At 63.5% G+C, this 26,999-nt stretch carries 25 protein-coding genes and 1 pseudogene; 13 read left to right on the top strand and 13 right to left on the bottom strand.

Annotation, left to right across the window (positions count from 1 at the left end):
- The first annotated feature begins 1 nt into the window (after position 1).
- A complete protein-coding gene (locus tag I3J27_RS08615; protein WP_270167728.1) occupies positions 2-199 on the top strand; it encodes a YodC family protein in 198 nt (65 codons plus the stop codon).
- Positions 200-343: 144 nt separating this feature from the next.
- Here the strand turns inward: I3J27_RS08615 and I3J27_RS08610 are convergent, their stop codons facing one another.
- On the bottom strand, positions 344-781 hold the full coding sequence (locus I3J27_RS08610) for a GNAT family N-acetyltransferase (RefSeq protein ID WP_270167725.1): 438 nt from the start codon (positions 779-781) through the stop codon (positions 344-346).
- A gap of 85 nt (positions 782-866) precedes the next feature.
- Positions 867-1,916: an alpha/beta hydrolase family protein gene (locus I3J27_RS08605; RefSeq protein WP_270167720.1), complete on the bottom strand. Its 1,050-nt coding sequence runs from the start codon at positions 1,914-1,916 to the stop codon at positions 867-869.
- A gap of 79 nt (positions 1,917-1,995) precedes the next feature.
- Between I3J27_RS08605 and I3J27_RS39170 the strand changes: the two genes are divergently transcribed.
- The gene (locus I3J27_RS39170) at positions 1,996-2,136 is read left to right on the top strand and encodes a YodC family protein (RefSeq protein WP_370691945.1); all 141 of its coding nucleotides are present in this window, start codon (positions 1,996-1,998) and stop codon (positions 2,134-2,136) included.
- 3 nt (positions 2,137-2,139) lie between these two features.
- Here I3J27_RS39170 and I3J27_RS08595 read toward each other — a convergent pair whose 3' ends face one another.
- Both I3J27_RS08595 and I3J27_RS08590 read right to left on the bottom strand, forming a co-directional pair.
- Positions 2,140-3,213 carry a TauD/TfdA family dioxygenase gene (locus I3J27_RS08595; RefSeq protein ID WP_270167717.1) on the bottom strand — a complete coding sequence of 358 codons (1,074 nt, stop codon included), beginning with the start codon at positions 3,211-3,213 and terminating at the stop codon, positions 2,140-2,142.
- A gap of 213 nt (positions 3,214-3,426) precedes the next feature.
- A complete protein-coding gene (locus tag I3J27_RS08590) occupies positions 3,427-3,705 on the bottom strand; it encodes a hypothetical protein (RefSeq protein ID WP_270167715.1) in 279 nt (92 codons plus the stop codon).
- Between the two features lie 85 nt (positions 3,706-3,790).
- Here I3J27_RS08590 and I3J27_RS08585 point away from each other — a divergent pair, with 85 nt between their 5' ends.
- On the top strand, positions 3,791-4,066 hold the full coding sequence (locus I3J27_RS08585) for a hypothetical protein (RefSeq protein WP_270167713.1): 276 nt from the start codon (positions 3,791-3,793) through the stop codon (positions 4,064-4,066).
- Positions 4,067-4,126: 60 nt separating this feature from the next.
- On the opposite strand, the gene I3J27_RS08580 is transcribed toward I3J27_RS08585, so the two are convergent.
- The gene (locus tag I3J27_RS08580) at positions 4,127-4,753 is read right to left on the bottom strand and encodes a LysE family translocator (protein ID WP_270167711.1); all 627 of its coding nucleotides are present in this window, start codon (positions 4,751-4,753) and stop codon (positions 4,127-4,129) included.
- Between the two features lie 295 nt (positions 4,754-5,048).
- Here I3J27_RS08580 and I3J27_RS08575 point away from each other — a divergent pair, with 295 nt between their 5' ends.
- Positions 5,049-5,903: an alpha/beta fold hydrolase gene (locus I3J27_RS08575; RefSeq protein ID WP_270167709.1), complete on the top strand. Its 855-nt coding sequence runs from the start codon at positions 5,049-5,051 to the stop codon at positions 5,901-5,903.
- A 177-nt stretch (positions 5,904-6,080) separates the two neighbouring features.
- On the opposite strand, the gene I3J27_RS08570 is transcribed toward I3J27_RS08575, so the two are convergent.
- On the bottom strand, positions 6,081-7,496 hold the full coding sequence (locus I3J27_RS08570; RefSeq protein ID WP_270167707.1) for an alpha/beta fold hydrolase: 1,416 nt from the start codon (positions 7,494-7,496) through the stop codon (positions 6,081-6,083).
- A gap of 364 nt (positions 7,497-7,860) precedes the next feature.
- Between I3J27_RS08570 and I3J27_RS08565 the strand changes: the two genes are divergently transcribed.
- Complete coding sequence (locus I3J27_RS08565) at positions 7,861-8,139, top strand: hypothetical protein (RefSeq protein ID WP_270167705.1); 279 nt, start codon at positions 7,861-7,863, stop codon at positions 8,137-8,139.
- Positions 8,140-8,735: 596 nt separating this feature from the next.
- Here I3J27_RS08565 and I3J27_RS08560 read toward each other — a convergent pair.
- Complete coding sequence (locus I3J27_RS08560; RefSeq protein WP_270167702.1) at positions 8,736-9,716, bottom strand: alpha/beta hydrolase family protein; 981 nt, start codon at positions 9,714-9,716, stop codon at positions 8,736-8,738.
- A gap of 350 nt (positions 9,717-10,066) precedes the next feature.
- On the opposite strand from I3J27_RS08560, the pseudogene I3J27_RS08555 reads away from it, so the two are divergent.
- Positions 10,067-10,315: pseudogene (locus tag I3J27_RS08555) on the top strand (transposase); the annotation flags it as partial.
- Between the two features lie 3 nt (positions 10,316-10,318).
- On the opposite strand, the gene I3J27_RS08550 reads toward I3J27_RS08555, so the two are convergent.
- The 5 genes from I3J27_RS08550 to I3J27_RS08530 are packed head-to-tail and all read right to left on the bottom strand — an operon-like array spanning position 10,319 to position 13,906.
- A complete protein-coding gene (locus I3J27_RS08550; protein WP_270167700.1) occupies positions 10,319-11,089 on the bottom strand; it encodes a sulfite exporter TauE/SafE family protein in 771 nt (256 codons plus the stop codon).
- Positions 11,086-12,342: a CCA tRNA nucleotidyltransferase gene (locus I3J27_RS08545; protein ID WP_270167698.1), complete on the bottom strand. Its 1,257-nt coding sequence runs from the start codon at positions 12,340-12,342 to the stop codon at positions 11,086-11,088. Before I3J27_RS08545 ends, I3J27_RS08550 begins: the two co-directional genes overlap by 4 nt.
- Positions 12,343-12,366: 24 nt before the next feature.
- Positions 12,367-12,630, bottom strand: a complete 264-nt coding sequence (locus I3J27_RS08540; RefSeq protein ID WP_270167696.1) for a DUF6111 family protein — start codon at positions 12,628-12,630, stop codon at positions 12,367-12,369.
- Positions 12,627-13,298 carry a CoA pyrophosphatase gene (locus I3J27_RS08535; RefSeq protein WP_270167695.1) on the bottom strand — a complete coding sequence of 224 codons (672 nt, stop codon included), beginning with the start codon at positions 13,296-13,298 and terminating at the stop codon, positions 12,627-12,629. The genes I3J27_RS08540 and I3J27_RS08535 overlap by 4 nt, the downstream gene beginning before the upstream one ends.
- Positions 13,295-13,906: a DUF1285 domain-containing protein gene (locus I3J27_RS08530; protein ID WP_270167693.1), complete on the bottom strand. Its 612-nt coding sequence runs from the start codon at positions 13,904-13,906 to the stop codon at positions 13,295-13,297. Before I3J27_RS08530 ends, I3J27_RS08535 begins: the two co-directional genes overlap by 4 nt.
- Positions 13,907-14,165: 259 nt before the next feature.
- Here I3J27_RS08530 and I3J27_RS08525 point away from each other — a divergent pair, with 259 nt between their 5' ends.
- The 7 genes from I3J27_RS08525 (at position 14,166) to I3J27_RS08495 (ending at position 26,039) form a co-directional block, all read left to right on the top strand.
- The gene (locus I3J27_RS08525; RefSeq protein WP_270167691.1) at positions 14,166-15,164 is read left to right on the top strand and encodes an AAA family ATPase; all 999 of its coding nucleotides are present in this window, start codon (positions 14,166-14,168) and stop codon (positions 15,162-15,164) included.
- On the top strand, positions 15,164-16,108 hold the full coding sequence (locus I3J27_RS08520; RefSeq protein ID WP_270167689.1) for a DUF58 domain-containing protein: 945 nt from the start codon (positions 15,164-15,166) through the stop codon (positions 16,106-16,108). Before I3J27_RS08525 ends, I3J27_RS08520 begins: the two co-directional genes overlap by 1 nt.
- The gene (locus I3J27_RS08515; protein WP_270167687.1) at positions 16,105-18,918 is read left to right on the top strand and encodes a DUF4159 domain-containing protein; all 2,814 of its coding nucleotides are present in this window, start codon (positions 16,105-16,107) and stop codon (positions 18,916-18,918) included. Before I3J27_RS08520 ends, I3J27_RS08515 begins: the two co-directional genes overlap by 4 nt.
- Positions 18,919-18,925: 7 nt before the next feature.
- Positions 18,926-20,989, top strand: a complete 2,064-nt coding sequence (locus I3J27_RS08510; RefSeq protein ID WP_270167685.1) for a hypothetical protein — start codon at positions 18,926-18,928, stop codon at positions 20,987-20,989.
- A 379-nt stretch (positions 20,990-21,368) separates the two neighbouring features.
- A complete protein-coding gene (locus I3J27_RS08505; protein ID WP_270167683.1) occupies positions 21,369-21,773 on the top strand; it encodes a DUF2946 family protein in 405 nt (134 codons plus the stop codon).
- 145 nt (positions 21,774-21,918) lie between these two features.
- On the top strand, positions 21,919-24,270 hold the full coding sequence (locus tag I3J27_RS08500) for a TonB-dependent receptor (RefSeq protein ID WP_270167681.1): 2,352 nt from the start codon (positions 21,919-21,921) through the stop codon (positions 24,268-24,270).
- A 185-nt stretch (positions 24,271-24,455) separates the two neighbouring features.
- Positions 24,456-26,039, top strand: coding sequence for a hypothetical protein (locus I3J27_RS08495; RefSeq protein ID WP_270167678.1), 1,584 nt, complete (start codon positions 24,456-24,458; stop codon positions 26,037-26,039).
- Between the two features lie 61 nt (positions 26,040-26,100).
- Here I3J27_RS08495 and I3J27_RS08490 read toward each other — a convergent pair whose 3' ends face one another.
- Positions 26,101-26,994 carry a LysR family transcriptional regulator gene (locus I3J27_RS08490; RefSeq protein ID WP_270167676.1) on the bottom strand — a complete coding sequence of 298 codons (894 nt, stop codon included), beginning with the start codon at positions 26,992-26,994 and terminating at the stop codon, positions 26,101-26,103.
- Between the last annotated feature and the right edge of the window lie 5 nt (positions 26,995-26,999).

Below are 26,999 nucleotides of genomic sequence, written 5' to 3'. Positions count from 1 at the left end.
CATGGACTTGAAAGCCGGCGATGTCGTGATGCTGAAATCCGGCGGCCAGCCGCTGACCGTCGCGGAGATCAAGGAAGACGAGGTGCTGTGCCTGTGGATGGGCATGGAAGGCGACCTGTTCCGCGAGACGCTGCCGCTCGCCACCCTCGTGCAGGTGGAAGAAGAAGAGGACGAGGAAGAGGACGACGACGAGGAGTAGGCACGCCTACGATCGCATCCTGGCTGGATCGGAGCATTCGCTCCGGCGATCCCGATGTCCGCTTCTCTGCCGACGGCAGCGAATTAGCGGACATCGCTGGATACCGCAGAAGGGCCAACCGCGGAAGTGGTTGATGGACGTGTGCTAGATGGTGAGAGTCTTGGTCATGCACCAGAACGGGACGCCGATCTGCTCGTGCTCACCGGCAACCTGCTCCATGATGTCCGCCTTGTGATGCCAGCCCATGCGCTCGTAGAAGCGGCGCGCACGTTCATTGCCAACGACACAATGTAGTTCTGCATCGGCAATGCCTTCCCTGGCCATCTCAGTTTCAGCGGCTGTCAGCAGACTTGACGCGACGCACGTCCCTCGATGCTGCATCGCCACGAAAAGTTGGCCCAATAGCTGACCTCTCCACGCCGAAAACGCCACGACCTCTTCGTTCAGCTCTGTGACCAAAGTCGAATGTGAGAGTGCCGTTATCCTTCCCATGAAAAATTCCATGGACCGATGGATGATTTCTGCGTGGGGCATGAAGGGAGCGTGGGTCTCGTGCCAGACCGCGTGATAGAGAGCAGCCACCCGAGAGATATCCGACGCTTGAGCCCGACGGATCATCGCGCTTTCTCCAATTGGCGTCGCATAGCGTCCAGGTCAGACATGTGGGCTATAAATTCCGGCGCAAGAAGTCTCCAATTTCGACGTTGATCCGTCGGTGGACCGCGGCCCGGTCGATGCCGGGAGCATCCTTGCAGACAGCGGGCGCATCCGTTTCTAGCGCGGGAAGGCATGGACCGAAAAATATGAAATGGCCGCCCGGTACGGTTTCCTGCCGCGGCGGATGGGGTAACGCCGCCGCAAGAGCGAGGATGTTGCCATCGGCCTGGAGAGCGCTGCCTTCTGCGCGATAGAGCAGCGTTGGCATGTCGAGCGACGTTAACCCGGTCCGATCGAACAAGGAGCCCCATGGCTCCAACAGGACGAGCGCTTTCACGGCGAGCGTATACGGCGATTTCCTGCCGACCGCGTTGGCCAAGGAGCCGTCGGTTGGGACGCCGTCGCAGGCCATCGGGTCGTCTGTGCGGTTTCGGCAGTAGACCGCCAAGTGAGCCAGGCTAGGAACTGCGCCCGCGATGATCAGCGTGACAGCCCCGCCGTAAGAAAATCCCATCATGCCAAGGCGGTTAGGATCGGCATGCGTTGCGAAGCGTGGATCGGCCAAAATGGCATCGAGCGCCTTGTGGATCTGGCGGGGTCGATCTTCGAGAGCTTCGCGAGGGAGCCTGGATCCTGGGTGAAAAGGCGCCACCACGATGAAACCTTCGCGTGCCAACGACGTCAGAAGATCGGCATATGGGGCCGGGGTGCCCCCCGCTTTGATTGTTCCTCCTCCGCCATGCGAGAAAAGAACAACCGGAAAATGCGCCCCGGACGCGATCGGCGCATCGCGGCTGGCGGCAATAGTATGTGGTCCATCCTGAAAGTGAACTTCGGTCACGTCTGTGGGATACGCGACCAGTGCGTCAAACGGGACAAGGTCCTGCACCGCGATGCGCGTGACGCCTGCACGAAATGGCCGAGGATCTGCTTCTGCGGATGTGCCGGCGCCCAGTAGTGTGAGCACGAGAAACAAGACGCGCATGTGCACCCCGACGCAGTTGGGTATCCCATCGAGATCGAACGATCGAAATTCAGCACCGACCCAAGTCGTCTTCAAGCTGTCTGTCACTGCAATTACCGTGTCTCACTTCAGGGGTGCAGTCCAGCACTGCCACCGTAATTCATAGCGACAATCCATGGAATTGAAAGTCGGCGATGTCGTGATGCTGAAATCCGTCGGCCAGCCGCTGACCGACGCGAAAGTCAAGGGCGACGACAACGTCGGAATTCCTTCGCAACAATTGCCGCGCAGGGGCGCGGCACACGGGAAGCCTTGAGGGTCAATCCAGCGGAACGTTCAGCCTGGTCCCCTTGGTGATGATGCCGCCGCGGTTGCCAATCTCAATCGAACCATAGCACTGCCTGAAGCAATCGGGCAGCGGCCGGTCGCCTTCCATGCTGAGCCAAAGGCGCAACAAATGACGCTTTTGGCCTTCATCGGGCCAATCGCGGAATCCAGTCCGATCGTGCAGCAAGGCATGATTGTAGACGAACTGCATGTCACCCGGCTGAAGCCGCATGCCAAAATGCAGCGTCGGGTCGTTGGCGAGCGCGTCGAACAGGTCGAGGGCCTCGATGTGCGCCGGCGTCAGTCTGAGCGCGTCGGGAAAGCGCTGCGCGCTGTCGATATACTGGCGCTGATAGAACCCGGTCAGGAAGCCCGCATGCCAATTCAGCACCGGGATTTCGAGGTATGGCTTTTCGCCCTCCGGCACCTCGCCGCGCCGGTCTGTCGCGATGGGATCGAACAAGAGCGCGGCAAGGTCGGGACGCCTGTCGAAGATCTCGTTATAGATCGTCGCCGTACTGACCAGGAGAGAATCGCCTCCCTCCATCGCCTCGCGAATGCATAGCAAGCCAACCACGTCGGACGAATCCGTATGGAATGTTTGTCGTTCCGACGTCTGATAAATTCGCGTGTTCGGATCCTTCGCATCGGCGCCGATATCACGGACGTGACCGAGAATGTGACCCGCCGCATTCTGCGACCGCGCCGATCCGAGATGCGCGCCCACCCCGCAAAATATCGTGGCGGCAAACTCCTGGCTGTATTTAGCCACCGGGAGGCCGCGGATGACTTCGAAGCCCAGGCCTGCCAGAAGCTTTGTCTTGAGATCTTGCAGGTGCGCGCCGAAATGAGGGAGCGGAAAGCTTTCCTTCGTGATGTCGGCGATTTGCCTGGTCCTGCCAAGATAGGATTCAGCCGCGTTCTCGAGCTCCGCAATATCGCTGGCCGCAAGCGAGATCAACCATCGATCAGGATTGACCTTCATCTCGGCGCCGAGCCAAGCCGACGGGATGTCGATCTTCCCCGCGGGACGATTGATCCCGCCGGATACTGCGGCCACATTCATGGTGTTGGCTCCCGAGAAGATTGGTCGTCAGAGAAGAGAAGGACGATCGACGATATTGTGCCGGCCGCTTGTTTGCAACTTGGCCACCAAACGCACGCACCAACGAGATGCGGTCGCCACACGTAGCATCGCTGATGCTTTGCTCAATCACATCATCTGCGATGCCCAATGTGGGCCGCATGTTACCCCGGCGCCTTCGCGGTCTTGCGAAACTCAGTGCGCAAATTTGTAGTGCGCCAACGCCGCCGAAGTGGCCGTCAGCACCGCCGAAGCAATCCAGATCGGCCCCAGCACAAAGATGGCGATCGCGCCCTGTCCACAGGCACTGCATCCAACCCAAAACAATATCGGAAAAAGACATAGCAGGATGACGACGGCCAATCCTGTACTGAGCCAAACGCCTATCGCCCCCCATCGCGCACCAAAAAGCCACGGGATGGCGGGAAAGCCGAAAGACAGAACAACCAGGAGGTTCATCAGAACGTCGAACATGATCTCCGCCCGGTCGGCTTTATGGCAACGATCCCAACGCTTGGTTGTTAACACGCGGCAGATGGTTCAAACCCCTACGAGAATCGTGCGCAAGATCCTGAACTGGTTTTTCCGCAATCGCGAAACAGGCGCCATCACGATCGTGCAGTGGCCCAATCTCGTGCTGTGGATCGTCATCGTGGCGGCCGTTCTGCTCTGGATCTGGCCCTCGTCAGATCAAGTCAGCGTCGCCCTTGCGGTTGTCGTCAAGGGCGGACTTCTGATCTGGGCCGCCGACGAGATCGTCCGCGGCGTCAATCCCTGGCGGCGCTGTCTCGGAGCGGCTGTCGCCGTCTATGAGCTCACGACTCTTCTGCCGTGAAGCGCAGGATGTCGCGCGGCGCACCTTCGGTATGTCGCCTTCGCGCGCGATCGATCGGGCCTATCTTTGCTGCATAGCCATGCGGACGCCGAGACCGAGGTAAATCACCCCGATGACGCGGCCCTGCCAGCGGCCGATGCTGCGATGACGGGTGAGCCAGCCGGCAACTTGCCCGGCGGCAAGAGCGATCAGCGCGGTATAGATCGCGCTCATGATCACGAAGACAAGGCCGAGAACCGCAAGCTGGGCAACGACGGAGCCCCGCTCGGGATGCACGAATTGCGGCAGAAAGGCCAGGAAGAAGAGCGCCGTCTTCGGATTGAGCACTTCGGCCAGCACGGCCTGCCGGAAGGCAAGCGGCGCGTCGATCAAACGCGACTTCGCCAACCGAAGATCCTCGCCTCGTTCGATCAACGCGCGGATGCCGAGATAGATGAGGTAGGCAGCACCGGCATACTTCACCAAGCTGAAGGCGAGAGCCGACGTCATCAGCACCGCCGACAATCCGAACGTGGCCATCGCGGTGTGAAGCATGTCACCAGCGGCGATTCCCAGACCGGTGGCTATTCCGACACGATGCCCGCCTGCGGAGGACCGCGCGAGCACCAGGAGGACGGCGGGACCCGGAATGAGGAAGAGACCGAGAACCACCGCAATGTAGGTCAGCAAGGTGTCGAAATGGATCATGGCAAGTTCCGATCTGGCTGTTCGAGACCAAGAGCCAGCCAGACGCGGTCGCTCAATGCAAGCCCTTGATACTGTGGTCCCACCGAGGACATCCGCCCCCCGGTCACGAGAGTTGATGCGAAAAAATGGCAACTCGGGCGCGGTTACGGTGACAGTGCACTGTCACCGTAGTTCGATGTCCGCTTCCCTGCCAACGGCGGTGCAATGGCGGACATCGCTGGATGTCGCAGAAGGGCCACATGCGCACCTTGGCTGCGAGCCGATACCCGGATATCCTCCGGATCGCGATCCGCTGATGGTCAGATCCTCCTTGAACAACAGGAATTTTGTCATGGCGAATAGTGGAATTACTCGCCGCCGCATGCTTCGCAGTGCTGCAGCCGGCGGTCTCGTGGCAGCAGCGGCCTCCGGCACGCCCGGTGTCGCCCGCGCGCAATCGGCGCGGAAGACCTTCGTCCTCGTCAGCGGGGCCTTTTGCGGCGGCTGGATTTGGCGCCGGGTCACTGACCGGCTCGAACAGGGCGGCCACAACGTGTTCGCTCCGTCACTCACGGGTTTGGCCGATCGCTCGCATTTGCTGAGCAAGGACGTCAATCTGGACACCCACATCGCCGACATCGTCAACCTGATCAAATGGGAAAGTCTCGATAACGTTTGCCTAGTGGCGTGGTCCTATGCAGGCTTTGTAGGCTCGGGCGCACTCGAAAGCATCGGCGATCGCGTCTCATCGATTGTATGGCTTGATGCGTACATTCCGGACGACGGACAAAGGGTAGCGGACATCGCGCTCGAGGTGGTGCGCAAAGGCATACAAGTGGCCGTTGACAAGGGCGAGGCGGGTGTTCGTGGATCGGCGAGGTACCCGGCCGCAGTTGTTGCCGAACGCGATCGGGCATTCGCTGAGTCTAAAGTGACCCCGCATCCAGTCGGCACCTATCTCCAGCAGATCAAGGTTTCCGGAGCACTCCAAAGGGTGGCGAAGAAGACATACATCCGGCTCCCGAAATTTCCACAGCCGCCCTTCGATAAGGCACTGGCAGACTGCAAGAGCGACAAGTCCTGGGCGACATTCGAACTGCCCGACGTTGGGCACATGGCCATGCTCGATGCACCAGACCGCGTGAGCGAGTTGATACTGCAAGCCGCGTGAGATCGACTCCCCATGCCGCTGGGTGCAGACATCACACAGAAGGGCGCTATTGTTCGCTATGAGTCATGAACTGCCCATGATGACCGATCTTTGCGGCGTCCGCTCTTCACCCCAGCAACGGACAGGCCGATTACCACTGGGACCTTCGGCTGTGGGCCAATAGCGGTCGAAGCCCGGTCACTCTGTCCTAAGGAATGATTCGAGCTCCTCAAAGAACTGCGGCATACCAGGGTCGTTTTCCAAGGGTAGATGGTTCTTGCCCGGTAGCGAAACAAATTTCGCACCTTGTATGCCTGCCGCCATCAGGCGGCCTTCTTCAATCGGCACCATTGCATCGTCCCGAAAATGCAGGACCAGCGTCGGAACACTTACCTGCGGGAGCAGATTACGCACGTCAAAATTGCTCACCGTCTCGTAGTATCGAGCGGCACTTTCCGCCGATAAGCTCCGTCGTTGCATTTCGTTGAAAGCGAGCGCCTGCTCTTTGGTAGCGCCTGGTATCAGCTGCGAGGCCAGCATCTGCCGAAAAGTAGGATCTTCAGAGCTCCATCCCAGTCTGATAAGAGTGGCCGTAGCTTTGTATCGTTCCAAGTCTCCTGCGGTGGTAGAAGGCCTTTTGAATCGGCCTGTTACAAATCCACCGAATAGAATGAGCTTGGATACCTTCTCAGGATGACGGACTGCATACGCGACTGACACTGCGCAACCCTGAGAAAACCCGAATATTGGAAAGCGGTCGAGGCCAACCGCATCTACGACGGCCTCCATATCGTTTATCCAGGCATCTAACGATAGCTCGCTTTGATCCCAATCAGACAGTCCGTTGCCACGTGCGTCATAGCGGATGAGCTTATGTCGCTTTGCCAATCCTACAAATAGGTGACGATACAGAGGCAGCTCCCAGTCGAGCTCCAGGTGATTAATCCAATTGGCTGACTTCAACAAGAATGGGCCATTCCCAACGGTGGAATAGGCCAGGCGAACACCATCCGAGGATCGGCAATATCGAATTTCTTGCTGGAATTTTGTCGAAGAGGGATTCGCTGCCTCCGGAGAGCGCGACTGGTTCCGTATCCTTACTGTGTAAACTTCGATCGGGCGCGCGATGTTCTTCAAGCTCTGAAGCCCAAGAGGTTCGATAGGGTATTCCAACTTGCCATCGACTTGATCGAAAACGGCGCCAGATATGCAAATGCCACCAGGATCAGCTATGCTCTCCAATCGCGCTGCGACGTTAACTCCGTCGCCGAGGAGGTCATTGCCCTGAACAACGACATCGCCCAAATGAATGCCGATCCGAAACCGAAGCGCCAAGTCTTCCGGCCGATCGCCCTCAGCTTCAACAAGCCGAAGTTGAATGGCCACACAGCATTCAACGGCATCCATTGCACTGGGAAACTCAGCTAAAACACTGTCGCCGGCCGTATTTGCTATTCGACCACCGTATTCAGCAATTAGTCCATCCACAATTTGACGATACGCAGAAAGTGTTTGAAGGGTGGCCGTCTCATTGTGACTAACCAGCCGGGAATAACCTGCGATGTCAGCCGCGACGATAGCAGCCAGCTTTCGTCGAAGCGCTCCCCGGGCCACTTGCTCTGCTCCCCTCTTGCCTAATTTGCGCGGCGGTTTACCGGTTACTTTCAGATTAACTCAAAGCTTGGACGCGGGGCAATGACGAGTGCGGCCATCGGGCGCCATCGCCATTCCGGAATGCTCGGCATCTTCAATGCGAACCGTCCTAAGACTGCATTAGGTCTTGAACCGCCGATGACGGCCCAGCGGGGCGACACGTCCTGCCGAGCTTCGATCCGCATCTGAGCGATCAGCTGCCTCGCCGCAGCCGGGGCGCCCCGTTCCGAGATGCCAGGGATGTGACCAATCGTGAGGCCGCCGTGTGTTGGGACGCCGCGGCGGAGCGCTACCTAAGCGGGCGGGGGCATTTGGAGAAAAAACGATGCGTTCTGTCTTGGCCTTGAGCCTTTTGATCGCCCTGGGCGGCGTTGCGAACGCGGCGCAGGTGCATCACGCACACCGGCGGCATGCCATTGTTCATTCCGATCAGGGCATGTTCGCATCAGGTCCCGCTTCAAGTTTTGCCTACGCGCCATCTCGGCCGCCGGCACACGCCGGGGCCGCACCCTACCCTGGCGACAATGAACCGTATTTTGGCGCTTCTCAGGGTTACGCGCCCGGCGAAAAGGAGCGGTTTCTGGGCAGTTTGTTCGGCCCATGAAGGCACGTGCCGCCTTGGGCCGGCCTCGCTGACGCCGCGCATCTTCGACATGCGCCCTGAAGCCGACGTCTATGGGCCGGAGGCTCGATCCGTGCAAGCCGCTATACCAATTGGGTCGTGGCCGCCTAAGCCGAGAACCCATAAATTCGCCGTGCGGACGGCTCGCCACAGTCAGCTCTGCCCGATAGCGAATAAATTCCGCAGCGTAGCGAAATTCGCGACCGGGTCGAGCCAGCAGCAGGTCCGGCCTTGTCAGCTATGCCTCCGAAAGCGGAAGTAAAGTACCCATCCGGTGAGTACCCCGGCCATTGACAACCGCAAATGCGTCTGAGCCGTTGCGCGTCGCGACGCGCTTACGCCAAGTCCGGCAGATCACTCCTATGTCCGCACTGTCTTGGCAAACCACTCCCGTGCGACCTGTTTATCCTCCAGCGTGATTGCGTGTCCAGTGTCGAGAGCATGATGCGTCCTCTGTTTTACTACGGCAACGGAGTGTTCGAGGGCAGCAAAACGTTGGACCAGCTTTCGGCTCAGACGCTGGGATGGTTCAGGAAGCAACTTTGAATACCGGCAACGCTTTGGGCCGCAGCATCAGGTTAATTTGATATGCGATCTGATTGCATTGGCATCGCACGCAACGTTTGCAGCATGACGTCGGTCGCCACCCCATTTGCACACATCCCTTCCGCCGCTTGGCCAAAATCAACCAGGCTATGATACGTCGGGCCTCGTGCCTTCGTGAGTGGGACAAGCCAAGCAGAATGTCCATGCGATTTCAGCCCATTGAAATACAATTCCTGCGTTGAAAACGGGATGTTGGAGTCACGCGGATCAGAGATCAGGAATATCCTTCGTGCAGGTTGATCCGGTATTTCGTTCAAGGAATCGTAAGGATCAAAAAAGACTTCGGTCTTCAAACGGCTGACCCATCCCCTTGCCCTCAATCGCGCGCGATACGCCGCAGCCGGTGAAGAAAGAATGACGCACTGAAGGTCATTGCGCTGAGCGAGGAACTCTGCCGCAAGAGTCCCGCCTCCACTGTGCCCTCCCAGCACCCAGCGGCTAATGCGATAACGCGACTTCAACGTATCGATTGCAGCGATCATCAGCTTCGCTTCCAGTGGCGTGTGCCTGACGTCGAAATGTTTTCCTGCACTTCCGTAGGTGCCGGGCCTAGCCAGGAAGATGAACGGCACACCGTACCGTCCGAACTGCGCTTGCGATTGTTCGATCATCGCCGCAACGCCAAGCCCTGCTTGGTGGCGTACGCCGTTAGGCCCACCCATCACATCACCCGGCATCCAGATGACGGCCAGTGGATTTTGTCCGTCTGCCTTCAATCCTGCTGCGTAGTATCTCAGGCAATATCCGTTGCTCCCGACGCTGACCCAGACCGCCGTTTCACGCGCCTCCATCTCTTTGCAGGCTGCGGGCGAAATCTGCATTCCGCTGATGACTTTAGCTGGATCGAACATCTCATCGTCTGGCCGTGACTGGGCCAACGCTTCCGACGAAATCAGGAGCGAATTTGTACTCGCAATCAATGACATGAGAGCCGCGATTCTGGCGAATTTCAACAATGACACTCCTCGGTAGCGCTTCTGTGTTGCTACGCCGTTAGGGCTTCGTGGCGCGATCGCGATTTGGCAACCTCAGATACATCTGGAAAGCGACAGGAACAGGACCAAAGCGCGCGGTCTCTAAGATCGCATCTGTCTTCATAAGAGCTCGCTTCTGAGAAGTGGTTCAAACCCTTATCGGCCGCGGATCGCAAAGAAAACGCCTGCAGGCGGTTCAACGAACACTCGACAGCCTTCATAGGTCCGCTTCGGGGCGACTCAACGGGAGCAGGTTGATGTCCGCTTCTGCCCGTAGCGCGTTGCGCTCGACCCCTGTGACTCAAACGTTCGAACTCGGGGCTCGAATCATGCGCTACGAACTCACCGATTATGAATGGGTTGTCATCAAGCCGATGCTTCCGAACAAGCCGCGTGACGTTCCTCGGGTGAACGACCGTCGTGTCCTCAATGGCATCTTCTGGGTCGTGCGATCCGGAGCACCCTGGCGTGATCTGCCGAAGGCGTTTGGTCCATACACCACTTGCTACAACCGGTTCGTCCGCTGGCGGCAAGCGGTGGTCTGGAGCCGCATCATAGACGCGCTTGCCTCTGCCCACGTCCTAAGTGAGCAGCTGCCTCCCCGCCGCCGAGATCATCACCAGCCCGCCGGTGATCACCGCGGCGTCGAGGATCGCAGTGTGGATGTGCACCGGCATCCGCTCGACGAAAGCCTTTGCCAGGAACGCGCCGGGGATCGCGATCGCGCCAATCAGCAGCGCGAAGGCGAGCACTTGCGCATTCACCGCGCCGGCAAGGCCGAACACGGAGATCTTGATCAGGCCGGTGCCGAGCGAGATCATCGCGTCGGTCGCGATCACGGCGGCACCTTCGAGGCCCGCGGCCATCAGCAGCGACAGCAGGATCACGCCCGAGCCGGAGGTGCCGCCGACCAGCACGCCGTAGCCGACCGAGCCGGCAGCGAGACCAGAGTCGCCGATCCTGACCTCGCGGCGGCGAAGCACGCGGCGCAGCGGCACGCTCAGGATCAGCATGGAGCCGATCACGAGCGCGGCGCCGGCATTGGTGAGGCGCGTGTAGCCGTAGGCGCCGAGCACGGTCGTCAAGCCTGCGCAGGCCAGCACGATCAGCGCACGGCGGCGGTCGACATGACGCAGATAAGCGATGACGCGGCTGCAATTGGTGAACATCGCCGAGATCGCGATGATCGGCACCACGGGCTCGGCGCCGACCAGAGGCACCAGCACCAGCGGCATCAGGGCGCCGGTGCCGTAGCCGGCGAGACCACCGATGATCGAAGCAAACAACGCCATCGTTGCCACCAGCAGGAGCTGGAAGATCGAGATGTCGGCGAAGCCTGAAACGATGGTCACGTTCTCCCGTCGCGGCTGATGCGGGCCGCAGCTTGATCGGCGATGGCAGCGAGTGCGGCTTCCTCTAGGGGAAAATCCGCCGCAAGCCAAGCGTCCTCGGCGAGTGTCAACACGTGTCCAAGTGCAGGTCCTTCCGCCATTCCGCGCGCGATGAAGTCGGCGGCTTTCAGCGGAAATTTCGGCGCGGTCCAGCGCTGCGGCAACTCGGCGAGCGCGCGCCAGTACGACGAATGCACGTCGCTCGCCGCGCGCGCCCAGCCGAGCAACACGCGATCGTGATAGCGTTCGGGGCCAAGCCGGTAGAGCAGCCGTCGCGCATTGGCCTCGTCCTTGGCCGCAAACCGCCACCAGCGATGCCCCATCGAATCCAGCGCCTTGGCCTCCGCGTTGGAGAGCCGCAAACGCGTCGCGACGCGCCTCGCATCTTCGGTCACGGCGACCGTCAGCGCGGCAAGCCGCCGCGTGCTGCTTGCCGGCAGACCGAGCTCGCGCTCGATCGCGATCATCGCCGACAGCGGTCCAGTATAGACGACGCCCCCGCTCAGCGCCTGCAGCAACCCGCCATCCGCCATCGCGACTGCGGCGGCGGATGCACCGTGCGCGAGCAGCAGCTTCAGCGTCTCCATGCGCACCCGCTCGGCCGACAGGCTGGCCAGGCCCGCACGTCCCCGGATGCAGGCGAGATAACCGTCGCGGTCGGGCTCGCCGGCCCCGAAGGCGGCGTGGATGCGGAAGAAACGCAGGATGCGTAAGTAATCCTCGGCGATGCGCTGGTCGGGATCCCCGATGAAGCGCACGCGCCGCACGGCGGCGTCCGCAATGCCGCCGACATAGTCGTAGACGACACCGTTCGCATCGACCGACAGGCCGTTCATGGTGAAGTCACGCCGTTCGGCGTCCTTGACCCAGTCGCGGCCGAACACGACCTTGGCCTTGCGGCCGAAGGTTTCAGTGTCCTCGCGCAGCGTAGTGACTTCATATGGCTGGCTGTCGATCACCAGCGTGATGGTGCCGTGGTCGATGCCGGTCGGCACGCTCTTGATGCCGGCTGCCCTGGCGCGCCGCACCACCTCGTCGGGCAGCGCGGTGGTGGCGATGTCGATATCGCCGGGCAAAAGACCGAGCAGCGCGTTGCGGACGGCGCCGCCGACCACGCGTGCCTCTTCGCCATTGGCGTTGAGCAGTTCGAGAACGCGCGCGGTCCCGCCTGCGGTCAGCCAGGGCGCATCGGCGAGGTACGGCTCCGCGCTCATCGTATTGTCCCTATTTGTCTTGCCCTATCTTTCCACGCCCGGCACGAGCCTGCCGTTCTCGATATGGGCGGGAACGTAGGTCGAATCCGGTGATGCACCGGAGAAATGCGCCAGCCCGATCAGCCCCGCGATGACGAGCACGATCGCAACCAGCGCAAGGCGCGCGACGACCGTGACAGGCCAGGACGATCGCGCGAACAGGCCGGACCGGGTCGCGGCCAGGAACAGCGCATAGACGGCAAACGGGATGAGGAAGATTCCGATCTCGGTCAGAACCGTCCGGATCATGATGAATAGATCCGCTCATACAGCACACGCAGCATTCCAGCCGTCGCTCCCCAGATGTAGCGTTCCGCGAACGGCATCGCGTAATAAAAGCGCTCCATGCCGCGGAATTCCTTGCTGTGCACCTGGTGGTTCACCGGGTTCATCAGGAAGGATAGCGGCACCTCGAAGGCATCATCAACCTCGGAATGGTTGATGGTGAGCTGAAAGCCGGGCCGCACCTTGGCAACCGTCGGCAGGATGCGGAAGCCGAAGGCGGTGCCGTAGAGATCGAGATAGCCGATCGGCTCGACGAAGTCTCGCGACAGCCCGACCTCCTCCTCGGCCTCGCGCAGCGCCGCATCGAGCGGCGAGGAATCGGTTGCGTCGATCTTGCCGCCGGGGAAAGCGATCTGGCCGGCGTGGTCGTTGAGATGCGCGGAGCGCTGCGTCAAGAGGATGGTCGGCTCGGGACGGTCGACCACGGCGATCAGCACCGCTGCGGGCCGCACCGGCTGCTCGCGCGCGACGATCTCCAGCATCTTGTCGGTGCCGGGATCGCCGGAAGCCGGAATGATGTTCGGATCGTAGAGGCCGGGCGGGACGTCGAAGCCGAGCGTCGCCTTCGAGCGGGCGAAGAAATCCGCAGCGCCCAACGCGACGGGCTCGTCCCTCAGGATAGGCTTGTTCAAAGCGCGGCCCTCACCTGCTCCGCATCGGCCATGGCGAAGAATTCGCCTGATGATTCGACGCCGAACATCGGCTGGCCATCGACCATCCGCTCCTCACCCATGTCAACCAGATCGTAATAGAGCGCACGGGTAACCTTGGCCCAGAGATCAGCCCGGACATGCAAATACGGCGTCAGCCCGCCGTCCCTGGCCTGCTCGAAACGCAGCCGGTGCGCGGCGTCGCAGGTGACCCAGTCGTCGACATTGGTGCGGAAGCTCAGCACGCGATGGTTGTCCTCGCCGGCCTTCAACATCTCGACCGCCATGAACGGCGCATCGTCGACGCGGATGCCGACCTTCTCCACCGGCGTGACCAGGAAATGCTTGTCGCCCTCGCGCTTCAGAATCGTCGAAAACAGGCGGACCAGCGCGTGACGGCCGATTGGCGTGCCCATGTAGAACCAAGTACCATCCGAGGCGATTCGGATGTCGAGATCGCCGCAAAACGGCGGATTCCACAGATGCACCGGAGGCAGGCCCTTTTTGGCGCCTTCGGCACCGGCAGCACTTTTGGCGGCGGCAGTCAGCCCCTCAAGACCGCGATCGGCGCTCTGCCCTTGGTTCGCCATGGTTTGCCCTGACTTTGTCATTTGGCACGATTGGTGCAGGTTTACGTCGTACTCTGGTGCACGGTTCCACTCCGGATTCATCCGGTGTGGAGGTCGCCACTTCGTGATGCCCTACATACCCTTAAGCCGATAAGGTGGGGATAGGTTAATTCAACGAATACATGGCCTTCCTGCAAGTCTAGCATAGGGCTCATGTCGCGACGTGTGATCACCCGACGACGCAAGCGAGCCGCGTGGCGGACTCTTGAGGAGCTGACGGATGGTGGAAAGTGTCGAGAAGCTGGAAGACGGAATCGTCCGTTCGGCCGAGCAGGTATCGAGCCAGATTCGCGCGGCGAAAGAGGCGATCGGCTCCGTCATCTTCGGCCAGGACCGCGTGATCGAGAACACGCTCGTCACCATCCTCTCCGGCGGCCATGCGCTGCTGATCGGCGTGCCGGGCCTCGCCAAGACCAAGCTGGTCGAGACCCTCGGCGTCACGCTCGGTCTCGACGCCAAGCGCATCCAGTTCACGCCCGATCTGATGCCTTCGGACATTCTCGGCGCCGAAGTGCTCGACGAGAGCACCGCCGGCAGGCGCGCCTTCCGCTTCATTGCGGGTCCCGTGTTCGCGCAGCTGCTGATGGCGGACGAGATCAACCGCGCCAGCCCGCGCACGCAGTCGGCGCTGCTCCAGGCGATGCAGGAGCAACACATCACGGTGGCCGGCGCGCGGCACGATCTGCCGAAGCCGTTCCACGTGCTCGCCACGCAAAACCCGCTGGAGCAGGAAGGCACCTATCCGCTGCCCGAAGCCCAGCTCGACCGCTTCCTGATGGAGATCGACGTCGACTATCCCGATCGCGACGCCGAGCGCCGCATCCTGTTCGAGACCACCGGCGCCGAAGAGACGCTGGCGAAGGGATCGATGACGGCGGACGCGCTGATCACCGCGCAGCGACTGATCCGCCGCCTGCCGGTCGGCGATTCCGTGGTGGAGGCGATCCTGTCGCTGGTGCGCTCGGCCCGTCCGGGCGCCGAGAGCGGCGAGACCGGCAAGTTCATCGCCTGGGGCCCCGGCCCGCGCGCCAGCCAATCCTTGATGCTCGCCGTACGCGCCCGCGCGCTGATCGACGGACGCCTCGCGCCCTCGATCGACGACGTGCTCGACCTCGCCGAGCCCGTGCTGAAGCACCGCATGGCGCTGACGTTCCAGGCGCGCGCCGAAGGCCGCACCATTCCGGACGTGATCAAACAGTTGAAGACACGGATCGGTTGATGGCCGCAGAGAACGGGCACACGGCAAAGGAGATCATCGCGATCCGACGTGCCGATGGCGAAAGCCGCACGCTCGCCGCCTCCTTGCCGCGCCTGGTGCTCGAGGCCCGCCGCATCGCCGCCAACGTCATCCACGGCCTGCATGGCCGCCGCCGCGCCGGCTCCGGCGAAAACTTCTGGCAATACCGCCGCTTCGTTTCCGGCGAGCCGTCGCAGAACGTCGACTGGCGGCGCTCGGCGCGCGACGACCATCTCTATGTCCGCGAGCTCGAATGGGAAGCCTCGCACACGGTCTGGATCTGGCCCGACCGCTCGCCGTCGATGGCCTTCGCCTCCAAGCCCGCGCGCGAATCCAAGCTCGAGCGCACGCTGATCGTCGCCTTCGCGCTGGCCGAGTTGCTGGTCTCGGGCGGCGAACGCGTCGGCATTCCCGGACTGATGGCACCGACCGCGAGCCGCAGCGTCATCGACAAGATGGCGCAGGCGATGCTGCATGACGATGCCGACCGGCTGAGCCTGCCGCCTTCCTTCGTGCCCTCGGCACTCGCCGAGACGATCGTGCTGTCGGATTTCTGGTCGCCGATCGCCGAGATCAGGACCACGCTCGCAGGCCTGTCCGGCTCCGGCGCGCATGGCACGCTGGTGCAGGTGGTCGATCCCGCCGAAGAGACATTCCCCTATTCGGGCCGGGTCGAGTTCGTCGAGCCGGAAGGCTTTGGCGTGATCACCGCCGGCCGCGCCGAGAGCTGGGCGCAGGATTACACCGCGCGGCTCGCGCTGCACCGCGACCAGATCCGGGCCGAGACGAGCAGGCTCGACTGGCTGTTCACGACGCATACGACCGACCGCTCCGCCGCCGAGCTGCTGCTGTTCCTGCACGCCGGCATGCAGGTGAGCAAATCGGGCGCCCGCACCACGACGATCAAGGCGGGGCCGGCCGCATGATGGGATTGCCGCTCGCCTTCACCGAACCGCTGCTCCTGATCGGCCTCGTCAGCCTGCCCGTGCTGTGGTGGCTGCTGCGGGTGATGCCGCCGAGGCCGCGCCGCATCGAGTTTCCGCCGACGCGCCTGCTGTTCGACATCGCACCAAGAGAAGAGACGCCGTCGCGAACGCCGTGGTGGCTGACCGCATTGCGGCTTTTGGCTGCGGCGCTCGTCATTTTTGCCGCCGCCGGCCCGATCTGGAATCCGCAGACGGGAGTCGCGGGCGGCAAGGCGCCGCTGATGATCATGTTCGACGACGGCTGGAGCGCCGCCTCGCACTGGGACGTCAGGATCAGGGCTGCCGACGAGCTGATCGCCAATGCCGACAACGACCGCCGCGCCATCGCGCTGGTGCCGCTGTCCGAGCCGAACCGCGACATCACCCTGATGCCGGCGGGTGCGGCGCGCGTCGCGCTGCGACAGCTCGCGCCAAAGCCCTATTCGATCGATCGTGTGGAAGCCCTGACCGCCATCGACCGTTTCCTCAAAGCGACCGGCGACTGCGAGATCGCCTGGCTCTCGGACGGCGTCGACACCGGCCGCGGCGAGGACTTCGTCCAGGGCCTCGGCAAGACCATCGGGGATCGCAACCTGACCATCTTCGAAGGCGGCACCTCCTCCCCGCTGGCGCTGGTCGCCGCCGAGAACGCGGCTGCGAAGATGACGGTGAAGGTGCTGCGTACCGACAGCGGCATCGCCGTCGGCACCGTGCGCGCGCTTGACCAGAAGGCCTCGCCGATCGGCGAGGCGCGCTATTCGTTCGGCCCGCAGGACAAGGAGACCGAGGCCGCGTTCGACCTGCCGGTCGAGCTGCGCAACGACATCACGCGGCTCGATATCGCGGGCGAACGCTCCGCCGGCGCGGTGCAGCTGCTCGACAAGCGCTGGCGCCGCCGCGCCATCGGCATCGTCACCGGTACGACCAGCGAGACCGCGCAGCCGCTGCTGGCGCCGACGTTCTACCTCACCCGCGCGCTGGCGCCGTTCGCCGACGTGCGGCTCGCCGACCGGGGCTCGCCGCAGCAGGGCATCACGCAATTCCTCGACCAGAAGCTGCCGATGATCATCCTCGCCGATGTCGGCACCGTCGCGCCTGAAATCCGCGAGCGCCTCAACGCCTGGATCGACCAGGGCGGCGTGCTGGTGCGGTTTGCAGGCCCTCGCCTCGCGCAGGCCGAGGACGATCTCGTCCCGGTCAAGCTACGCAAGGGCGGCCGCACGCTCGGCGGCAGCCTGACCTGGGAGAAGCCGCAGCACCTCGCCGCCTTCACCGCCGACGGTCCGTTTGCCGGCGTCGCGGTCCCCAAGGACGTCACCGTGAGCCGGCAGGTGCTGGCCGAGCCCGATGCGGTGCTCGCCACCAGGAGCTGGGCCTCGCTGGAAGACGGCACGCCGCTTGTCACCGGCGAGCATCGCGGCAAGGGCATGGTCAGCCTGTTCCACGTCAGCGCCGACATGCGCTGGTCTGACTTACCGATGTCCGGCACCTTCGTCGAAATGCTGCGCCGGGTCGTCGACATGTCCGGCTACACCGCCAAGCCCGGCCCCGGCGTCGCGGGCGAAGCGACCGCCGAGACAGTGGCGCCGCTGCACATCCTCGACGGGTTCGGCGCGTTCGGGCCGCCGCCGGCGACCGCAAAGCCGCTGCCGGCGGATTACCGCGACCGCGCCACGCCCGATCACCCGCCCGGCTTCTACGGTCCGGCAGAAGGACCGCTTGCCGTGAACACGCTCGCCGCTTCCGACCGCATCGCCGCGCTGAACACCGCGAGCCTGCGCGCCCGGCACGCCACCTACACCAATGCCGAGCCGCAGGACCTGCGCGGCTGGCTGCTGTCGACGGCGCTTGCGCTGTTCCTGATCGATGCCGTCATCGTCGCGGTGCTCGGCGGCGGGATTGCAGCCCTGCTGCGCCGGCGCGCCGCGACGGCCACGATCATTCTCGGACTGATGCTTGCGGGCCTCGTCTCGCTTTCGCCCACGCCGTCACACGCCGACAGCGCGTCCGACGAGTTCGCGATGAAATCGGTGTCGCAGACCCGCCTCGCCTATGTCGTGACAGGCAATGCCGACGTCGATTCCATCGTCAAGGCCGGCATGTCCGGACTGACGCAATTCCTGGCGCAGCGCACCGCGCTGGAGGCCGGCGATCCCGTCGGCATCGATCCCGGCCGCGACGAACTCGCCTTCTTCCCGCTGATCTACTGGCCGATCGTGCCCGGCGCGCCCAAGCCGCCGCAGGATGCCATCAACAAGATCGACGCCTATATGAAGCAGGGCGGCACCGTGCTGTTCGACACCCGCGACGCGATCGAAGCGCCGCCCGGCGAGAACGGCGCGGCACAGACGGCGGGCATGCAGACGCTGCGCGAGATCCTGTCCTCGCTCGACGTGCCCGAGCTCGAGCCGGTGCCGCGCGAGCACGTGCTGACCAAGACATTTTATCTGCTGCGCGACTTCCCGGGCCGTTTCAGCAGTGGCCAGACCTGGGTCGAAGCCTTGCCGCGCGATGAGGACGACGACAGCGCGCAGCGGCCGGCCCGCGGCGGCGACGGCGTCTCGCCGATCATCATCACCTCGAACGATCTGGCCGGCGCCTGGGCGCAGCGGCTCGACGGCCAGTTCATGCTGCCGATGTCCGGCGGCGACGCCCGCCAGCGCGAATTCGCCTACCGCGCCGGCGCCAACATCGTGATGTACACGCTCACCGGCAATTACAAGGCCGACCAGGTGCACGCACCGGCCCTGATCGAACGGTTGGGGCAATAGGATAGAGATGAATTACGGCATCGCCTTCACGCCGCTCGTTCCTTCGATCGTCCTCTGGCTCGCGCTGGCGGCGATCGTCGTCATCGCGATCGTGCTGCTGGTTTCGCGCGCGCGGGGTGCTGCCGTGCGGGTCGCCGCGCTGGCGCTGTTCCTGCTGGCGCTCGCCAATCCCTCCTTCACGCGCGAGGACCGCGATCCTCTCACCTCGGTCGCCGCCATCGTCGTCGACAAGAGCCCGAGCCAGAATTTCGGCAACCGCAACCGCGAGGCCGCGCAGGCGCAGGAAGCGCTGGTCGACAGCCTGAAGAAGATCAAGGGCCTCGAGGTCCGCGTCGTCGACGCCGGACAGGCCGACGGCGAAACCGACGGCACCAAGCTGTTCGGCGCGCTTGCCTCGGCGCTGTCGGACGTCCCGGTCGATCGCGTCGCGGGCGCGTTCATGATCACCGACGGCCGCGTCCACGACATTCCCGCCAATTCCGCCGGGCTCGGTTTCCAGGCGCCGGTGCACGCGCTGATCACCGGGCAGAAGGACGAGCGCGACCGCCGCATCGCGATCACGGCGGCGCCGCGCTTCGGCATCGTCGGGCAGAACCAGACCATCAGCTACCGCCTCGACGACCAGGGCGTTACCGGCGAGCGCGCCAAGGTCACGATCCGCCGGGACGGCGAGGTCCTGAGCGAGCGCACGCTGTCGAGCGGCCAGAGCGCGAGCGTCGACGTCGACATCAAGCATGCCGGCCCGAACATCGTCGAGATCGAGGCTTCGCCGCTCGAGCGCGAGCTGACGCCGGTGAACAACCGCGCCGTCGTCGCCATCGACGGCGTGCGCGACAAGCTGCGCGTGCTGCTGGTCTCGGGCGAGCCGCATTCGGGCGAGCGCACCTGGCGCAACCTCCTGAAGTCCGACGCCAGCGTCGACCTCGTGCACTTCACCATTCTGCGGCCGCCGGAGAAGCAGGACGGCACGCCGATCAACGAATTGTCGCTGATCGCGTTTCCGACCCGCGAGCTGTTCCAGCAGAAGATCAACGAATTCCAGCTGATCATCTTCGACCGCTACGCCCGCCAGGGCGTGCTGCCGATCGCCTATTTCGACAACATCGCGCGCTATGTGCGCGGCGGCGGCGCGGTGCTGGTCTCGGCCGGTCCCGACTACGCCTCCAACACCAGCATCTGGCGCACGCCGCTGGATTCGGTGCTGCCGGCCGAACCCGTCGGCGTAACCGAGAAGCCGTTCTATGCGCATTTGTCGGACGTCGGCAAACGCCATCCGGTCACGCGCGGCCTCGAAGGCTCGGCAAGCGAGCCGCCGCGCTGGAGCCGCTTCTTCCGCACCGTCGACACCCGCAACGCCGTCAACCCGCCTGTCATGACCGGCGTCGACGGCAAGCCGCTGCTGTTCCTGTCGCGCTTCGGCGAGGGCCGCGTCGCGCTGCTGCTGTCCGACCACATCTGGCTGTGGGCGCGCGGCTATGAAGGCGGCGGCCCGCATCTCGACCTGCTGCGGCGGATGTCGCACTGGCTGATGAAGCAGCCTGATCTGGATGAAGAAGCGCTGCGCCTGCAAGTGCAGGGCAAGGACCTCGTGGTGGTGCGCCAGACCATGGCGGACAGCGTCCAGCCGGTAAGCGTGACCTCGCCGTCCGGCGTGTCGCAGGACCTGACGCTCAGTCCCGGCGATCCCGGCGAGTGGCGCGCCAAGTTGCCGGCGAGCGAACTCGGCCTGTGGCAGGCCACCGACGGCACGCTGAAGGCGCTGATCAATGTCGGCCCGACCAATCCGAAGGAGTTTTCGGAAGTCACCTCCACCACCGACACGTTGAAGCCGCTGACCCAGGCGACCGGCGGCAATGCCGTGCGCGTCGTCGACGGCACAAACGTCGAGCTGCCGCGCATCGTGCCGGTGCGCTCGACCAGCGTGTTCGCCGGCGACGGCTGGATGGGCGTGCGGATGCGCGACGCCAGCGTGGTGAAGGGCGTCGGCGTGCTGCCGATCTTCGCCGGCCTGATCGGCCTGCTGCTGCTGCTCGGCGCGTTTGCGGCGACGTGGGTGCGCGAGGGGCGGTGATCTGCTGAACCGTGATGGGCTCTCTTGGCGGCGGGGCCTGAGCAAGCGCCTCGTCCTTCGAGACGACCGCTTCGCGGTCTCCTCAGGATGAGGCTGAGCGGGCAGCTCGGCTTGTTGACGTCGCTGCCTCACACTCCGACCTCATCCTGAGGGCCCGCCGCAGGCGGGCGTCTCGAAGGATGGCTGCAGGCGAGCTCCCCGCCACGCCATTCGACGTCTTGCCCACCGCTCTAGTTGCCCGAACGACACATCGGACCGGCGGCCTGCTGCCGCAGGTCTTCCCACCGTTGACATCCACTCACCAACCGCGCGATGTTACATTATAACGTCGCGACATCAGGGGATTGATGTCTCGCGATGTGGGGTATGGCTTTTCCAGATGAAGTGGTTCCGGTCGAATATCAGGCACGGCGCCCGGCTCGCGCTCTTCGCGATGCTGGTGCAGTTCGCGCTGACGTTCGGCCATAGCCATTGGTTCGCCCAGGCCGCGCCGCTCGCCCAGTCCGCGCTGCAGCAGACGGACGGCAGCAAGGGCATCGCCCCGATCGACCGCGCCGCGGTCCAGAAACAGTCGCCCGCCGGCTCCGACCGGGAGCAGCCGGGCGAGGACAATTGCGCGATCTGCGCCGTCGTCGCGATGGCGGGCACCGTCATATCAGCGGCGCCGCCTCTGTTGCTGCTGCCGCAGGCGATCGACCTGCTCCATCGCACCACCGATGCCGAATTCATCCATCTGAAATCGGCCGGCACGGCGTTCCAGCCCCGCGCCCCTCCTGCGTCCTGACCTCCATCGCTTGATCACGCCCGGGCTGGCCGCACGTCGGCGAAGGCCCGGGAGCAGTTGAAGTCGAATTCCGTCGCGCCGCGACGGCAGGCCGCCTCCGATCAGCAAAGAATCGTCCGGACGGCGCCTGACTGGAATCAGGACCATGTCATTTGAATTGCGACGCGCGCAGCGCCTGGGGGGAGCAAGCCTGCTCCTGCTCGGCGCCGCCGCCACCCCGGCGCTGGCCCAGTCGGCGACCACCGAGCTTCCGTCCGTCACGGTTACGGCGCCCAGCCCGATCGTGCGCAGAGCAGCGATCGTGCCGACGCGCAAACCAGTCCGCGCAGCCCGCACCGCGCCCGCGCGCAGCCGCGAACGCACGGCTGAAGCCGCGCCGGCGGCACCGGCCGCACCTCAGCAGGGCGTACTGCCTGTTGTGACCAACCAGTTCGCCACCGTCACCGTCGTGCCGAACGAGGAGATCCGCCGCGAGGGCGGCGGCCAACTCGGCGATGTCCTGTTCTCGAAACCCGGCATCACCGGATCGAGCTTCGCGCCCGGCGCCTCCAGCCGGCCCATCATCCGCGGCCTCGATGTCAACCGCGTCGGCATCGTCGAGAACGGCACCAACTCGAACGGCGCCTCCGATCTCGGCGAGGATCATTTCGTCCCGATCGATCCGCTCGCGACCAACCAGATCGAGGTGGTGCGCGGGCCGGCCGCCTTGCGCTACGGCTCGACCTCGATCGGCGGCGTCGTCAGCGCCACCAACAACCGGATTCCGGATGCGCTGCCTGCTTGCGCTCCGTCGTTCCAGCCTTACGGCCTGCCGACCAAGGCCCCGCTCGCAACGGCCGCGACGTCGCCTTGCGTCACGGCCGAGACACGCACCGCGTTCAGCTCGGTCGATCGTGGCGTCGAGAGCGGCGTGCTGCTCGACACCGGCGGCGGCAATTTTGCCTTCCATGCCGACGCCTATGGCCGCACCACATCCGACTACAGCATCCCGAGCTACCCCTATCTGAACGACCAGTCGCGGCCCGTGAACGGTCGCCAGCCGAACTCGGCGACGCGTTCGGACGGCGCCTCTATCGGCGGCTCCTACTTCTTCCAGGGCGGCTATATCGGCGCGTCGATCACGCAGAACGACTCGCTCTACCACATCCCCGGCATCGACGGCGCCGACCACCAGACGCGGATCGACGGCCACCAGACCAAGATCAACGTCAAGGGCGAGTACCACCCCGACGCCACCGCGATCGACGCCGTCCGCTTCTGGGCCGGCGCAACCGACTACCGGCACAACGAGATCGGCCTTGCCGATCCCGCCGATCTCAACAGCGACGGCATCCGGCAGACCTTCACCAACAAGGAGCAGGAGATCCGCACCGAGGTGCAGTTGATGCCGTTCAACGCGCGCTTCGCCGAGGTGACGACGGCGCTGGGCTTCCAGGTCGGCCATCAGGAGCTCAGCGCGCCGAGCCCGGACAATCCCGGCACGCTGTTCAACGGCCTGTGGGACCCGAACAACAGCACCCGCGTTGCCGGCTACGCCTTCAACGAGTTCAAGTTCACGGAGGCGACGCGGGCGCAGATCGCGGGCCGCATCGAGCATGTCGAACTGCACGGCACGACGCCGGACTTCCCGGCGGATTATTTGCCTGACGGCACGCCGCAGGCGGGAATCTCGCGCAACCCGTCCTTCACGCCGAAGAGCGGCAGCATCGGCCTGTTGCAGGACTTGCCGGGCGGCATGGTCGGCAGCATCACCGCGCAATATGTCGAGCGCGCGCCGAAGGCGGCCGAGCTGTTTTCCCGCGGCGGTCATGACGCGACTGCTACGTTCGACATCGGCAACCCGAACCTCACCATCGAGACCGCGAAGTCGGTCGAGCTCGGCGTGCGCAAGGCGACGGGGCCGTTCCGCTTCGAGGCGACCGTCTACTACACGCATTTCGACAATTTCATCTATCGCCGCCTCACCGGCGTGTCCTGCGACGACGACTTTGCGTCCTGCGGTGCGCCGGGCGCGGAGCTGAACCAGGCCGTCTACTCGCAGCGCAACGCCAATTTCCGCGGCGGTGAATTCCAGTCGCAGCTCGATGTCGGTGCGTTTCAGGGCGGCATCTGGGGCATCGAGAACCAGCTCGACGTGGTCCGCGCCACCTTCTCCGACGGCACCAACGTGCCGCGCATTCCGCCCTTGCGAATGGGCGGTGGCGTGTTCTGGCGCGACGACAACTGGCTGATGCGGGTCAATTTGCTGCACGCCTTCGCGCAGAACAACGTCGCATTGATCGCGGAGACGCCGACGGCGGGCTACAATTTGCTGAAGGCCGAAGTCAGCTACAAGACCAAGCTCGACCGCAACTGGTTCGGTGCGCGCGAGATGATGGCCGGCATCGTCGGCAACAATCTCCTCAACGAGAACATCCGCAACTCGGTGTCCTACACCAAGGACGAGGTGTTGATGCCGGGGATCGGTGTCCGGGCGTTCGCGAACTTCAAGTTCTGACGGAGATCCGGTCGGGGCCCGAAGGGGCCCCGACCCGCCTCGCGCAGAAGCCTGCCCGGAGCATGCGCCGCGTTTTGTGAGCTGGTTCACAGCCGTCGGCAGACGCTTATGGCAATGTGGTGAGCGGTTCGGCTCCGCGAATAAATCCGGCCGCCTGCAATGTCTTGCGCTCCTGGAGGCATGACATGTTAGATCAGTTCTTTACAGCAATTCACCTCGATGCCGCGCATCTCGTGGCCGGCGTGCTAACGGCGTTTTATGCCGGAAATCGTTTTGCCACGCCTCGAACGCTCAGGTCGGAGACAACCCGCGTCCAATATTACAGCAGCTACGTGACCTATGTCGTGTCCTGCATCGGGCTTCTGATGTTCTTGAGCTGGGTGCTTGCTCACAAACCGGCGTTGCTGAACATTCTGTACGCGCCAGGTCCCATTCCGGAAGAACTGAAGAGTCTTGATGCGCCACTGGTGGCCGCCCTTATCCTGACGACTTTGCTGCCATCGGTTCCCATTCTGCGCGACATCGACGGTGCCATGCTGCGGTTCTTTCATCGAATGGGCGCGATCCCGCTTGGGGCTGTTCGCTGGGCGCAACGGATCAACATGACGCAGCTTACGATCTCGGACAGGCTGGTTTCGGATACCAAATTCTACATCGCCAACAGCACGCTTCTGCCAGACTCCCTGGCCGCGCAACTCCAGCCCGACTTCACCCTGGACAGCGTGCGCTTTCGGTTCACGCGATGTCTCGCGCTCTATGTTGCCTTGAGCAATCTGCCTGGCTGGACCGGATATTCCGCGGACTTTCCCGAGGAGAAAGCCGCTTTCGAGAAAAAAATGAGCAGCTTCTTCGCTCAATCAGTGGCGTTCTTCACTCTCACAACTCAGCTCGCTCAGCGCCAGCTCGAGCCCGCGACAGATCCGGTTGACCAGTTTCGGTCGTATGCGCTCGACGCCTACGAGGACATCCGGTTGATGCTTGCCAGAGTGCTTCTGTACAGTTGCAATAGCGACGGCGAAGTCGCGCACCACTTTGCAGAGATTGGCTTTTCCATTCAGCGGCCGTCGCTGATCCGCCTGCCGCTCAACCTGCTGAGCTTTGATTTCGCGGGCGTTGTCGTGCTGTTCGTCATAGTGACTGTTTCATTGGCCGTAGGCGATCTTGGCAAGGCCCTGGCCATTGGAATGCTCGTGGCCATCAATCAGTCGATCGCGGCAGTGTGCGCACTTGCGCCGAAGCAGCTCTGGAACTTTGCAGACTATCGCTCCGCGAAGGAAAGGCCCATTCTTTCCTATCTGATCTCCGGTGCATGTACCCTGACGATAACCCTGCCGATATCATTCGGCTTCTATCTGATCAGAACACATTTTCCATTGGATGAGGTTCATCCGACCCTGCCGTTCACGGCTCAAGCCAAATGGCTGCTGCTACCCACTGTGCTTTCGATCGCATTGGCCTTCGCGTGCGACGATGCGATCGAAGCGGATCACGAACCGTGGTGGCTCAGATGGGCGGAGAGCGCCGGGCTGGCTGCTCTCATGGGACTTTCGGGCTTTCTCGTCATGTCCTGGTTGAATCAGCCTACGTCGCACCAGCCTACGGTACAGCAGCACTTGCTGTTGATTCCGTGCCTGCTCAGCGCATCGATCGGCGCGCTGTTTGGTGCCACGATTCCGCACTGGTACAGGAAAACCATGCGGGGAGCAGCGGTCGACATTGTGAAGATAGCTGTGCAGCCGAGCAGGGACAAGATTGCTCCGGCAGTCTGAAGCGGAGCACCTGGCGTCATCGGGCCGACGAGGGTCATTGCGAGGAGCCCTTGCAACGAACTCATCTTGCAGCCGAGCCGGCATCCAGGGCGCCGGCTCGCATCGACGTCAGAAACCGCCCGATCAACGCGCCCGCGGCCTCGCGCGGCCAGGCCAGGCTGAATTCGACCTGCGCGTTGGCCTCGTCGACAATCCTGAATGCCACGCCAGGAAAAGAGATCTCGGCCTGGCTCTGCTGCGCCAGCGTGACACCAAAACCCGCGGCGACGAGGCTGAACACCGTCTGCTTGCCGGCCGGCTGGGCCTGGAACGGCACGCCGATCCCGATCATCGAGGCGTAGAACTCGCGCATGGCGTGGCTTTGCGGCCATTCCTGCACGTAGATCGTCTCGTTGCGCAGATCGGACCATCGCAAGCTATCGCGCCCGGCGAGCGCGTGATCCTGCGGCACCGCCGCCACCATCCGCTCGCGATAGAGCGGCTCCATCACGATTCTTGGCCATGGCGCAAAACTCGGCACCAGCGCCACATCGATCCGGCGCGCGTTGAGCTCGGCGTAGATGTCGTGGTCGGACAATTCGTGGATGATGAGCCGCACGCCCGGATGATCCGCCCGCCAGCGCGCCAGCATGCTGCGCAAGGGCTCGCCGAGCGGCGGAGAGCGCACGCCAAGCCTGAGCTCTCCGGTCGTTCCGCGCGCCGCGCCCTCGGCAGCCTGAGTCAGCGCCTCGAGGCTGGCGAGCATACGCCGGGTTTCGGCAAGGACCGATGCGGCGCCCGGAGCCAGCACGGCGCCGCGCCGGCTCCGCTCGAACAGGGTCAGTCCGAGATCGTCCTCCAGCGTGTCGACGCTGCGCGTCAGGGTCGACGGCGTCACGCCCAGCCGCTCGGCCGCGGCGTTGAAGCTGCCGTGATCCGCCACCGCGACGAAATATTTGAGCGCGACGAGCTGCATGGGCG

Origin of the sequence: Bradyrhizobium xenonodulans (assembly GCF_027594865.1) — a bacterium.
Lineage (GTDB): Bacteria > Pseudomonadota > Alphaproteobacteria > Rhizobiales > Xanthobacteraceae > Bradyrhizobium > Bradyrhizobium xenonodulans.
Note: the sequence above shows the minus strand (reverse complement) of the source record. Positions and strands in the feature narration are given on the sequence as shown.

What these genes read in the sequence shown, in the direction of transcription:
- I3J27_RS08615 (WP_270167728.1), top strand. Translation starts at nt 2, where the DNA reads ATGGACTTGAAAGCCGGCGATGTCGTGATGCTGAAATCCGGCGGCCAG.
- I3J27_RS39170 (WP_370691945.1), top strand. Translation starts at nt 1,996, where the DNA reads ATGGAATTGAAAGTCGGCGATGTCGTGATGCTGAAATCCGTCGGCCAG.
- I3J27_RS08595 (WP_270167717.1), bottom strand. Translation starts at nt 3,213, where the DNA reads ATGAATGTGGCCGCAGTATCCGGCGGGATCAATCGTCCCGCGGGGAAG.
- I3J27_RS08590 (WP_270167715.1), bottom strand. Translation starts at nt 3,705, where the DNA reads ATGTTCGACGTTCTGATGAACCTCCTGGTTGTTCTGTCTTTCGGCTTT.
- I3J27_RS08580 (WP_270167711.1), bottom strand. Translation starts at nt 4,753, where the DNA reads ATGATCCATTTCGACACCTTGCTGACCTACATTGCGGTGGTTCTCGGT.
- I3J27_RS08575 (WP_270167709.1), top strand. Translation starts at nt 5,049, where the DNA reads ATGGTCAGATCCTCCTTGAACAACAGGAATTTTGTCATGGCGAATAGT.
- I3J27_RS08565 (WP_270167705.1), top strand. Translation starts at nt 7,861, where the DNA reads ATGCGTTCTGTCTTGGCCTTGAGCCTTTTGATCGCCCTGGGCGGCGTT.
- I3J27_RS08545 (WP_270167698.1), bottom strand. Translation starts at nt 12,342, where the DNA reads ATGAGCGCGGAGCCGTACCTCGCCGATGCGCCCTGGCTGACCGCAGGC.
- I3J27_RS08540 (WP_270167696.1), bottom strand. Translation starts at nt 12,630, where the DNA reads ATGATCCGGACGGTTCTGACCGAGATCGGAATCTTCCTCATCCCGTTT.
- I3J27_RS08530 (WP_270167693.1), bottom strand. Translation starts at nt 13,906, where the DNA reads ATGGCGAACCAAGGGCAGAGCGCCGATCGCGGTCTTGAGGGGCTGACT.
- I3J27_RS08525 (WP_270167691.1), top strand. Translation starts at nt 14,166, where the DNA reads ATGGTGGAAAGTGTCGAGAAGCTGGAAGACGGAATCGTCCGTTCGGCC.
- I3J27_RS08520 (WP_270167689.1), top strand. Translation starts at nt 15,164, where the DNA reads ATGGCCGCAGAGAACGGGCACACGGCAAAGGAGATCATCGCGATCCGA.
- I3J27_RS08515 (WP_270167687.1), top strand. Translation starts at nt 16,105, where the DNA reads ATGATGGGATTGCCGCTCGCCTTCACCGAACCGCTGCTCCTGATCGGC.
- I3J27_RS08510 (WP_270167685.1), top strand. Translation starts at nt 18,926, where the DNA reads ATGAATTACGGCATCGCCTTCACGCCGCTCGTTCCTTCGATCGTCCTC.
- I3J27_RS08505 (WP_270167683.1), top strand. Translation starts at nt 21,369, where the DNA reads ATGAAGTGGTTCCGGTCGAATATCAGGCACGGCGCCCGGCTCGCGCTC.
- I3J27_RS08500 (WP_270167681.1), top strand. Translation starts at nt 21,919, where the DNA reads ATGTCATTTGAATTGCGACGCGCGCAGCGCCTGGGGGGAGCAAGCCTG.
- I3J27_RS08495 (WP_270167678.1), top strand. Translation starts at nt 24,456, where the DNA reads ATGTTAGATCAGTTCTTTACAGCAATTCACCTCGATGCCGCGCATCTC.
- I3J27_RS08490 (WP_270167676.1), bottom strand. Translation starts at nt 26,994, where the DNA reads ATGCAGCTCGTCGCGCTCAAATATTTCGTCGCGGTGGCGGATCACGGC.